The organism is Nitrosomonas sp. Nm51, from assembly GCF_900111165.1.
Taxonomy (GTDB): domain Bacteria; phylum Pseudomonadota; class Gammaproteobacteria; order Burkholderiales; family Nitrosomonadaceae; genus Nitrosomonas.
Map to the genome: position 1 here is coordinate 1 of NZ_FOGH01000075.1, position 8054 is coordinate 8054.

Annotated in this window: 9 protein-coding genes and 1 tRNA gene; 6 read left to right on the forward strand and 4 right to left on the reverse strand. The window is 47.1% G+C overall.

The genetic code is table 11. The annotated features are described in order from the left end of the window. Positions 1-421 precede the first annotated feature (421 nt). Positions 422-808 (reverse strand): hypothetical protein, encoded by a 387-nt coding sequence (locus tag BMY60_RS14135; protein WP_090334495.1) that lies wholly within the window; start codon positions 806-808, stop codon positions 422-424. Positions 809-1082: 274 nt separating this feature from the next. Between BMY60_RS14135 and BMY60_RS14140 the strand changes: the two genes are divergently transcribed. Continuing rightward, positions 1083-1451 carry an Mth938-like domain-containing protein gene (locus BMY60_RS14140; protein ID WP_090334496.1) on the forward strand — a complete coding sequence of 123 codons (369 nt, stop codon included), beginning with the start codon at positions 1083-1085 and terminating at the stop codon, positions 1449-1451. Positions 1452-1606: 155 nt separating this feature from the next. Here the strand turns inward: BMY60_RS14140 and BMY60_RS14145 are convergent, their stop codons facing one another. From BMY60_RS14145 to metG, 3 genes are read right to left on the reverse strand one after another with little or no spacing between them, the layout of a single operon-like run. Next, complete coding sequence (locus BMY60_RS14145) at positions 1607-2365, reverse strand: YggS family pyridoxal phosphate-dependent enzyme (protein WP_090334498.1); 759 nt, start codon at positions 2363-2365, stop codon at positions 1607-1609. Positions 2366-2374: 9 nt separating this feature from the next. Then, positions 2375-2758, reverse strand: coding sequence for a nuclear transport factor 2 family protein (locus tag BMY60_RS14150; protein WP_090334499.1), 384 nt, complete (start codon positions 2756-2758; stop codon positions 2375-2377). 31 nt (positions 2759-2789) lie between these two features. Then, entirely contained in the window at positions 2790-4889 is a 2100-nt protein-coding gene (gene metG, locus BMY60_RS14155; RefSeq protein WP_090334501.1) for a methionine--tRNA ligase, read from the reverse strand. Between the two features lie 300 nt (positions 4890-5189). Here metG and apbC point away from each other — a divergent pair, with 300 nt between their 5' ends. From apbC to BMY60_RS14180, 5 genes are all read left to right on the forward strand, one after another. Further along, entirely contained in the window at positions 5190-6278 is a 1089-nt protein-coding gene (gene apbC / locus BMY60_RS14160; protein ID WP_090334502.1) for an iron-sulfur cluster carrier protein ApbC, read from the forward strand. A 28-nt stretch (positions 6279-6306) separates the two neighbouring features. Next, the gene (gene dcd / locus BMY60_RS14165) at positions 6307-6873 is read left to right on the forward strand and encodes a dCTP deaminase (RefSeq protein ID WP_090334504.1); all 567 of its coding nucleotides are present in this window, start codon (positions 6307-6309) and stop codon (positions 6871-6873) included. Positions 6874-6902: 29 nt separating this feature from the next. Continuing rightward, positions 6903-7490 (forward strand): hypothetical protein, encoded by a 588-nt coding sequence (locus tag BMY60_RS14170; protein ID WP_090334505.1) that lies wholly within the window; start codon positions 6903-6905, stop codon positions 7488-7490. 106 nt (positions 7491-7596) lie between these two features. Next, a tRNA-Ser gene (locus tag BMY60_RS14175) sits at positions 7597-7688 on the forward strand. A gap of 165 nt (positions 7689-7853) precedes the next feature. Next, positions 7854-8054 (forward strand): Arm DNA-binding domain-containing protein (locus BMY60_RS14180; protein ID WP_143057466.1); only part of this gene is annotated, 201 nt, incomplete at its 3' end.

An 8054-nucleotide genomic window follows, 5' to 3' on the forward strand; every position in this document is an offset into this window, starting at 1 on the left:
ATTTCTGAAAAAAATGTACAGACAGGATAAAAAATTTCTGGCAAATATTTTTGCGAAGAAGAATTTTCAAAATATCCTTTTTCAGGGCCGACTAAATAACTGACAGACAGCATTCCTGGTTTAATGACGGGTTCGTGCCGGCCTGTCACCATCAACCTATAACGCTAAAATCCCGTCAACGACCACAACTGGTCTGTACGGGATTTCTTCAACTAATCAAATTATTGGAAAAACTATTTTTTACACTAGATCTTGTAGCACGCAATGATAAAAAGTTTCCGGGTGTTGCTAGAATATTTTTGATTACAAATCAACAGATCACCCATTAAGATCCAGCTCATGCGAGTCCGGGTAATCATAAATCCCATTACCAAGGGCGCTAGAGCTGGATCAGATCGGGCAGTGTGATAGTTCGCCGGAGTTAATGGCGACCGGTTTGTTCCGCTTCTGCAGTATGGCCGGACATTAAATCCTGCGACGCCACTGTCTGGTGATAAGCAGCTTTATCCAGATATGCCGTTGCCGCTGTTTCGCAGCCACGAATTTTATTCGTAACATAGTTTTTCAGGTTTCGTCCGTTTGCTTCAAAGAAACTGAAATGCGGCCTGCGGTTTAGCACCTCCAGTATTTCCATTTGCTCCTGAATTCTGTCCTGCATATCCCTGGCCATATTTTCATATTGGCGGGCCAGAATATCGTGACCGGGGCAATCCTCATCATTGTGAGCAGATGCAAAAGAATTCATTGAAATATCTAAAATCAGAATCGTGAAAAAAGATATCAACATAATCAATTTACCAGTTTTCATATTATCTACTCCATGTGAATTGGCAAGCTTGTATCATATGCAAGTCAATGCGGGAAAAAAATTGGGGAAACCATTGTTTTTTCCTCAGTGAAACTATTACTGGCCGTATTGCGAGGTTGCTGACCGACTGGGTAGTTATGCTGCCACTGGTGTGAAACACGATATTGATTTTACCTTGACGAACTGTCCGCGTTATAATGAAAATTATTCGTATATTGTCTTGATACCGCTTTTTTCTTAGCAATTCCGATTCGTCAAAACACAGGAGTTCCCTTTGAAATTACATCTTGTAAATTTTGATCAGCAGAATGTGTTTTCCGGCTATGGTGATGGCTATGTCATGATCAATCGGGTTCGTCACGAACAAAATCTGATAGTTTTTCCCGATGAGATTATCGAACAATGGCTTGTGGATTCTGTTGACGAACTCAGTCTTGAGCATTTCGATAATGTTCTGCCACGCAGGCCGGAGATTATCCTGCTGGGTACCGGTGTGCAGCTCAAATTTCCTGATTATGCTCTGATGGCCAGAATCATTCAGACGGGTATCGGATTTGAAGTCATGGATACACAGGCCGCCTGTCGTACGTACAATATTCTTGTCGAAGAAGACCGCCAGGTTGCAGCGGCGATCATACTGTAATCCATCGCGATTTATCACCGAATTTCATGGGAAAACAAAATTTACCATGGATGCAACACATTCAAAACAGCACTGGTGCAAAGCGGAGTTTGCACGCTGAAAATGCCTGCTGCAGCCTGTGTTCTGTACTGATAATATGCAACCGCAACAGCGGTTTATCCAAAACCGGGCCAGTAGTGACTGTCGGGGAGGGGACGCTTGCCAAATATTGCCTGCCCCACGCGCACGACGGTAGCGCCTTCTTCTATTGCCAGCTCGAAATCCCCGGACATACCCATTGAGAGTTCATCAAACAACAAACCGGCTGGCGCATTCTGTCGCAGTCGTTCCTGTAACTCGCGCATACGGACAAAACAGGCGCGTACGCGGCCGTAATCGGTCGAAAAGATTGCCAGCGTCATCAGTCCCTTGATTTGCAGTGACGAATAATTTGGCAACTGCTTGATAAAATCTTCCACATCTTCCGGCGGCAGGCCGAATTTGCTGGTTTCTCCGGAACTGTTGACCTGAACGTAGACATCCATGCCACGGCCGGCGGACTGCAGGCGCTTATCGAGCTCGGCGGCGACTTTCAGGCTGTCAAGTGCCTGGAACTCGTGGGCAAAACGCGTGATATATTTGACCTTATTGGTCTGTAGATGGCCGATAACGCTCCATTGGATATTAAGATCACTGAGCGCTTCCGATTTTTCGCGCGCTTCTTGCACCTTATTTTCGCCCATTTCATGGCATCCGGCTGTATATGCGATACGCAACCGTTCGACAGGAACAGTTTTAGTAACCGGCAGCAGGCGAACGGACAAAGGATCGCGCCCGACTTTGACGCAGGCAGCGGCTATTTTTTGTTGAACGACTGCAAGATTGTTTTTGATTTCGCTAAGTTGTTGATCTGCTGATGATGTTGCCGCTTCCAATTTGTTCTCCTAAATGCTGCGTGTTGCCTGATGAAAAACCATCTTCCATTGCTCGCCGTGCCGCTGCCAGATCGAACTTCGGATAGTTCCCGGATTTTCTTCACAAAAAGTATTTGTCGCCTGATCTCGTTTTACAGCGCGGTAAATTGCTATGACCATATTATTCGATAATCGTTTGATGCGAAAATCCTGCAGCGACCATTGCTGCGCGATGTTCTTGCTTAGCAGCCATGATACCACTTGCTGTCTCGTATTGATCTGCCCGTTATTGTCGATCTCTTCAAATGCGCTGTCGAGCAGCTCATCAATGACCGTCGGATTAACCCGCATGTCTGTATGCAGCAGTCTCAGTTCGAGTTGTTTGATTTGCGCAGCAATCGGAATCGGTTCCATCTGAGAAATAATCTAATCTGCTGTTGACCGATTATTTGACGCGCATACCTGGTAGCGCACCAGAATCGGGACTCAGAATAAAAAGTTCGCTGGCGCCGCTGCCGGCTGCAAGCACCATACCTTCGGACAAGCCGAACTTCATCTTGCGCGGCGCAAGGTTGGCGACCATAACAGTCATTCGCCCTTTTAACTGTTCTGGATTGTATGCTGATTTGATCCCGGCAAATACTGTACGCTGTTCGCAACCGATATCGAGTGTCAGTTTTAACAGCTTGTCTGCGCCTTCGACATGCTCCGCGCTCACAATTTTAGCCACCCGCAGGTCGATTTTGCTGAAATCGTCGATTGAAACTGTTTCTGCAATCGGTGCGGCCGTTTTTTGCGTGTCTTCAGCAGCGGTTCTAGTTGCGCTAGCCTGATCTGCCGACAAGCTTTGCCGGTTGGCTTCCACCAATGTATCAATCTGCTTGCTGTCAATACGTGTCATTAAATGCCGGTAGGCGTTTATGAGATGTCCGGGCGGCAGCAGCAATTGTGAGACCGGTTCGTTACCGGCCAGTCGCGGCCACGTGAGTGTATGGCAGTTGAGAAATGCTTCGGCCTGGCGAATGGTTTCCGGCAGGATCGGCTTCAGGTATCGCGAAAGCAGGTAGAAAAGCTGAATGCCAAGGCTGCAAACATAGTGCAATTCAACATTCCTGCTTGCGTCCTTGGCGATTTCCCAGGGCGCCATTTCATGAATGATTTCATTGGCTTCATCGGCAAACTTCATCATCTGGCGAACGGCTTGCGAATAATCACGTTCCTCATACGCTTTTTCGATTGTTTCCGGACGCCAGTTTGCAAACCGGTCATCAATCAGTTGCTGCATGATTCTATAGCCGTCTGCGTCGACTAGCCTGCCGCCAAATCGCTTGGTGATAAATCCGGCGCAGCGGCTGGCTATATTGATGAATTTGCCGACCAGATCGGAATTGACGCGAACAATAAAATCATCCAGGTTAAGATCAACGTCTTCCATGGTGCCATTCAGTTTTGCCGCATAGTAATAGCGCAGCCACTCTGGGTTCAAACCTTGTTTCAGATAACTGGCTGCGGTAATGAAGGTGCCGCGTGACTTGCTCATTTTTTCACCATTTACCGTCAGGAAGCCGTGCGCGAATATGCGTGTTGGTGTACGGTAGCCGGAGTGTTCGAGCATTGCGGGCCAGAACAATGCATGGAAATACAGAATATCCTTGCCAATAAAATGGTACAGCTCGGTATCCGTATCCTTGTGCCAGTAAGTGTCAAAATCAAGATTTTCACGCGTGCACAAGTGCTTGAAGCTGCCCATATATCCGATCGGTGCATCGAGCCAGACGTAAAAATATTTGCCTGGCGCATCAGGGATCTCAAAACCGAAGTAGGGTGCATCGCGCGAGATATCCCAATCCGAGAGCTTGTTTTCGCCGGCATCACCAAGCCATTCATGCATTTTATTGGCCGCTTCTGGCTGAAGATGCCCTGCACGCGTCCAGCGGCGTAGAAAATCTACGCAACGTTGATCCGACAAATTGAAAAAATAATGTTCGGATGATTTTTTGACGGGGATCGCGCCTGATAAGGCGGAATACGGATTTTTTAATTCAGTTGGAGCATACGCGGCACCGCAGACTTCGCAGGAATCGCCGTATTGATCTTTGGCAAAGCACCTGGGACATTCACCTTTGACAAATCGGTCAGGCAGAAACATATTTTTCTGCGGGTCGTATAATTGTTCGATAGCGCGGACTTGTATCAGTCCGGCTGTTTTTAGTTTTTGATAAATATCTTCCGAATAACGACGTGTTTCATCGGAATGCGTGCTGTAATAACTATCAAAATGAATATGAAAGCCGGTGAAGTCTTGATAATGTTCATCGTGCACGCGCGCGATCAGTGCTTCCGGCGTAATCCCTTCCTTTTCGGCACGCAGCATGATAGGCGTGCCGTGTGTGTCGTCGGCGCAAACGTAATAAACCTCATGGCCGCGCATTTTTTGAAAACGCACCCAGATATCCGTCTGGATATATTCCACCAGATGGCCCAGATGGATGCTGCCATTTGCGTAGGGCAGCGCTGAAGTCACCAGAATTCTTCGTGTAGTCATTCGTTTGTTGTGTTGTCAGTCATTGTTCGTTATATAGTCGGACAAAAATCAGAAAACCGTTTTTGTGGCAGCGGATACAAAATGAAAACAAATATAAAACAGCATGTATGCGTGATAAATAACCATCTGGCATCCGTCTTCGATGTAGCATCGGCAACATGGAATGTTACTTAGCGTACTGCTAAAGGCGTATTCTAACAAATTGTGTGTATGACCTGATATTTGTTACCATGCCAATTTCAACTGAATGCATTGCTGCGCTCTGATTGGCAGGTAATCGCAGTACTGAGGAGTTTCTGAATGACAATTTCTGAACAACACATTCAATCCACGCTTGATAATGTAATTGACCCTACGACTGGAAAAGCTTATGTCGCCGCTGGCTCCATACAGAATATTCGCATCGACGGCGCTGACGTTGCGCTGGATGTTGAGCTGAGCTATCCAGGCGACAGCGTCAAGGCTGATGTGCGCCAGCAGATTATCTCCGCACTGCAGACAATTCCCGGCATTGGTAAAATCAACGTAACCGTAACCAGTAAGATCGTGCCGCATGGGGTGCAGGGCGGTGTCAAGCTGATATCCGGTATCAAGAATATTATCGCCGTGGCGTCAGGCAAGGGCGGCGTAGGTAAATCTGCGACTGCTGTCAATCTTGCGCTGGGACTGGCAGCGGAAGGCGCCAATGTAGGTATACTTGATGCTGATATTTACGGCCCCTCCCAGCCGCAAATGCTCGGCGTTAGTCAACAGCCGGAGTCACTTGACGGTAAATCGATGGAGCCTGTCATTGCGCATGGTATTCAGGCGATGTCGATAGGGCTGCTGATTGATGTGGAAACACCAATGGTCTGGCGGGGACCGATGGTGACGCAGGCGTTACAACAATTATTGAACGACACCAACTGGAAAGACGTGGATTATCTGATTGTTGACATGCCGCCTGGCACCGGTGACATACAGCTGACACTGGCACAGAAAATCCCCGTTACCGGCGCAGTGATTGTTACAACCCCGCAGGACATTGCGCTACTCGATGCACGCAAGGGACTCAGAATGTTTGAGAAAGTCGGGATACCGATTTTGGGCATTATCGAAAACATGAGCACGCACACATGCTCCAAATGCGGGCACACCGAGCCGATTTTCGGTACTGGCGGCGGTGAAAAAATGTGCCGGGATTATGCAGTGGACTTTCTCGGCGCGCTGCCACTGGATATTCAAATACGTGAACATACCGATAGCGGCAAACCCAGCGTCATTGCAGATCCGTCGGGTAATATAGCTGAAACTTATCGCATGATTGCGCGTAAAATAGCGGTGAAAATAGCGGAATCTGCAGAGGATCACTCAGAATTGTTTGCCAAAATTATCATGGAAAACGATTGATTCTTAGCGCATCAGTGTTGATCGATAAATGACAATAAAATCAGATAAATGGATTCGGCGCATGGCGCTTGAGCATGGTATGATCGAGCCTTTTGAACCCGGACAGATCCGTCAGAAAGATAATCATTCGATAGTTTCCTATGGCACCTCAAGTTACGGGTACGATATTCGCTGCTCGGATGATTTCAAGTTGTTTACCAATATCAATACCGCAATTGTCGACCCAAAGAATTTCGATTCCAATTCGTTCGTTGACGTAAAAAACGATATCTGCATCATCCCGCCCAATTCTTTTGCTTTGGCGCGTACTGTCGAATATTTCCGAATACCCCGTAATGTGCTAACCATTTGTCTTGGGAAATCCACATATGCCCGCTGCGGAATTATTGTAAATGTAACTCCGTTTGAACCCGAATGGGAGGGCTATGTTACACTGGAATTTTCCAATACCACGCCGCTGCCGGCAAAAATCTACGCAAACGAAGGTGTTGCCCAGGTTATTTTTTTTGAGTCTGATGAAGCATGTGAGACATCTTATAAAGACCGTTGCGGTAAATATCAGCGCCAGAATGGTGTTACACTGCCGAAAATGTGACCGATAACATACTGCACAGGTATTCAAGAATGAACGTACGAAACCAACGAACCATTAAGCGGGTTTTCATCCCGGTGCTCGGATTTATTTTGTTGCTGTCTGGTTTGACGGCTACCGTCAACACAAACAGTTCGAATCGGTCCGATTCATTACTGAGAGCGGTCGAAATTTCAGGTGTGTCGATCACAATGCCACAGGAGGAAGTTGCGGATATACTCGATAAGCAAGGCTATACTCAGGTCAACAGTACGCTGTTCACTAAACAGGAACAGCTGGACGGTAGACGTAAAACGATTTTTAGAATTGAGATTGAAAATACTGCGGATTTCCGGCAGATTACCTATCATAGAAGCTTGAGCGGCGGACGTGTCAAATCGTCTGTCGAGGAAAAACCCATACCTGCGTTTGAATTGGATACCGTGCAGCAGCTCTATCAAATCGTTTGTGAGAATGTGCCGGAAACGGTTAAGGCCGAACGTTCGTGCGAACCGGCTGCGCAAGCCGGCATCCACGCTGGACACGGCAAATTTATTGCCATCGATGATCACTGGGCGGTGCAACTGAGCGCTACAGCTTCTAATTCGGCAATCGGGATAAAATTTTTTACATACGAGTAATAGTCGTATCAACATGCGGTAAGGTACACGTTGCTCTGATATCAGGATCTGGTTTATCCTGTGCGACCTTTTGAATACTCAGGGATAGCGGGCGGATAATATTAACGGAGAAGTGACCGAGCGGTCGAAGGTGCACGCCTGGAAAGCGTGTGTACGGCTTATACCGTACCGCGGGTTCGAATCCCGCCTTCTCCGCCATTTCCGTATCCGTAGCCATCCGCAATTATCCATTAATCTTAGCAGAATCCTTTATTTATTAGGTTTTTGCTTCCGTGCTATTCCGTAACTATCCGCTTGCATCCAACTTAAAACAGGGGTAACTTTAGGGGTAACTATTTCTACCCCTGCAAAAGTTACCCCACTATGGCCGAGAAATATAAAGACGCGCGTTATCGAAATGCTACATCTGAAGGGAAAAAGATAACCAAGCTGCATGACGGTAACGGCCTTTTCCTTTGGGTATATGAAAATGGCCGGAAGTATTGGCGTTTACGTTACAGAATACACGGCAAGGAAAAATCAATCTCGCTTGGTGTCTATCCTGATGTGAGCCTGAGCGAGGCC

Excerpts from the sequence above, each read along its gene's own strand:
- BMY60_RS14135 (WP_090334495.1), bottom strand. The coding sequence starts at position 808 with ATGAAAACTGGTAAATTGATTATGTTGATATCTTTTTTCACGATTCTG.
- BMY60_RS14150 (WP_090334499.1), bottom strand. The coding sequence starts at position 2,758 with ATGGAACCGATTCCGATTGCTGCGCAAATCAAACAACTCGAACTGAGA.
- metG (WP_090334501.1), bottom strand. The coding sequence starts at position 4,889 with ATGACTACACGAAGAATTCTGGTGACTTCAGCGCTGCCCTACGCAAAT.
- apbC (WP_090334502.1), top strand. The coding sequence starts at position 5,190 with ATGACAATTTCTGAACAACACATTCAATCCACGCTTGATAATGTAATT.
- dcd (WP_090334504.1), top strand. The coding sequence starts at position 6,307 with ATGACAATAAAATCAGATAAATGGATTCGGCGCATGGCGCTTGAGCAT.
- BMY60_RS14170 (WP_090334505.1), top strand. The coding sequence starts at position 6,903 with ATGAACGTACGAAACCAACGAACCATTAAGCGGGTTTTCATCCCGGTG.